Origin of the sequence: Nocardia farcinica, assembly GCF_029867845.1 — a bacterium.
GTDB lineage: Bacteria > Actinomycetota > Actinomycetes > Mycobacteriales > Mycobacteriaceae > Nocardia > Nocardia farcinica_A.
Map to the genome: position 1 here is coordinate 1 of NZ_JARWRU010000450.1, position 2,242 is coordinate 2,242.

1 protein-coding gene and 1 pseudogene are annotated in these 2,242 nt (G+C 75.6%); both read right to left on the reverse strand.

Going from position 1 to position 2,242, the window contains the following annotated elements:
- Nucleotides 1–462: pseudogene (locus QH283_RS09680) on the reverse strand (ABC transporter ATP-binding protein); the annotation flags it as partial.
- 62 nt (nucleotides 463–524) lie between these two features.
- A complete protein-coding gene (locus QH283_RS09685) occupies nucleotides 525–2,234 on the reverse strand; it encodes an ABC transporter ATP-binding protein/permease (protein WP_432420690.1) in 1,710 nt (569 codons plus the stop codon).
- Nucleotides 2,235–2,242 lie beyond the last annotated feature (8 nt).

A 2,242-nucleotide genomic window follows, 5' to 3' on the forward strand; every position in this document is an offset into this window, starting at 1 on the left:
GATCGCGGCGAAGGCCAGCACCACGGCGACCGCGACGGGCACCAGCGCGCGCACCACGATCGCGCCGAGATCGTCGATGTCGCCGCCGATGCGCACCAGCAGGTCGCCGCGGCGCATCGGACGGCCGCTGCCCTGTTCCGGGGCGTGGCGGCGTTCGCGCCGCTGCCTGACGTCCGAGCCCGCCAGCGCGCGATAGACGCCGGTGCGCGCCGTCGTCATGGATCGCAGCGCCAGATCGTGGGTGGCCAGCCGCTCCAGGTACCGGCACAGGCCGCGCGAGATGCCCAGCGCCCGCACCGCGGTCACGGCCACGCTCAGATCCAGCACCGGCGGCATCTGCCAGGACCGGGCGATCAGCCAGGCGGCCAGCCCCGCCAGCGCCAGCGCGCTGCCGAAGGAGACCACGCCCCAGCCGATCGCCACCGCCACCCTGGCGCGCGGCAGCTCCAGCATCCGCCACATGCGGCGCAGGTCGGCCACGAGGGCGGCCCCGCCGGTGGGCGGCAGTTCGAGACCGGGCAGGGTCACGACGCGTTCACCTCGTCTCGGGAGCGCACCGCCACGATGGCGTCGGCGGCGGCCAGCACGGTGGGCCGGTGTCCGACCACCACCACCGTGGCGCCGGCGGCGGCCCGCGCGCGCAGCGCGGCCAGCACGCCTGCCTCGCTCGCCTCGTCCAGGTGGGCGGTGGGTTCGTCGAGCAGCAGCACCGGACGGCGGGTGGCCAGGACGCGGGTCAGCGCGAGCCGCTGCCGCTGGCCGAGGCTCAGCCCGTGACCGCCGGCGCCGACCACGGTGTCCCAGCCGCGCGGCAACTCGGCCAGCACGGCGTCGAATCCGGTCGCGGCGCAGGCCCGGTCGAGATCGGCGAAATCACCCGCGCCGAGCAGTTCCAGATTCTCCCGCAGGGTGCCGGGCACCAGCACCGGCCGCTGCGGCAGCCAGGCCAGCCGATCCCACCAGGCCCGTTGGTCGAGAGCGCGCACGTCGGTCCCGTCCACCAGCACCTGCCCGCGCTCGGGTTCGATCAGGCCGAGGATCGCCGACAGGGCAGTCGATTTCCCGCTGCCGTTGGGCCCGGACAGCACCGTCAGCACGCCGGGGCGCAGGTCGGCGTCCAGCGCCCAGGGCGCCCAGCCGTCGCGTGCGCGCACGCCGAGCCCGCGGATCGCGATGTGCGCGGCCGACTCCCGGGCAGGCGCCGCCGCGGGCTCCGCCCCTGCCTGCTCCCCCCCTGCCTGCTCCACCCGTGCGGGCTCGAGGACCGCGAAAGCCTTGTCCGCCGCCGCCATTCCGTCCTGCGCGGCGTGGAACCGCTCCCCCAGCGTGCGCAGCGGCAGGTACACCTCGGGGGCGAGCACCAGCGAGACGAGCCCGTCGTAGAGATCCATCTCGCCGTACACCAGGCGCAGGCCGATGGAGACGGCGATCAGGGCGACGCTGAGGGTCGCCAGCAGTTCCAGGACCATCGAGGAGAGGAAGGCCATGCGCAGCGCGCGCATGGTGCGGATGCGCAGGCTGTCGCCGAGGGCCCGCACGCGCGGGGCCATCGAGGGGGCCTCCGGCGCCTCGGCAGCGGCGCCCGGGTCGGCCGGGCGGGCGAGGTGGGCCGCTCGCCTGCCCGCGGACACCCTGCCCGCGGACACCTCGTCACCGGCGCGTTCGCGGCCGAGGGCGCGCAGGGTGGGCATGCCGGCGAACAGGTCGAGCAACTGACCGGACAGCCGGGTGGTGGCTGCCAGGGTGGCGGCGGCACGGCCCTGGGTGAGCAAGCCGATGAGGATCATGAAGATCGGGATCAGCGGCAGGGTGACCACCGCGATGCCCGCGGACACCGGGTCGTGCAGGAAGATCACCACCAGCAGCACCGGCGGCACCAGCGCGGTCAGCAGCAGGGCGGGCAGGTAGCCGGCCAGGTAGTCGCGCAGACCGGACAGCCCGGTGCCGACCACGACCGCGATCTCGGTGCGCCGATTCTCCAGTTCGCGCGGGCCGAGCCGGGCGCCCGCGTCCAGCACGGCGGTCTCCAGTTCGGCGACCACCCCCGCGCCCGCCCGGTGCGCGAGCCTGGCCTGCCACCAGCTCGCCACCGCGCGCCCGGCCAGCGCGGCCGCGAGCACCGCGAGTTCGACGGTCCAGTCGGCGAACTCGCGGCGCGCGGGATCGGTGATCAGGCCGGCCAGCACTCGGCTCAGCGCCACGGCGGTCACCACGCTGCACATCGTGGTCAGCACCGCCCGCC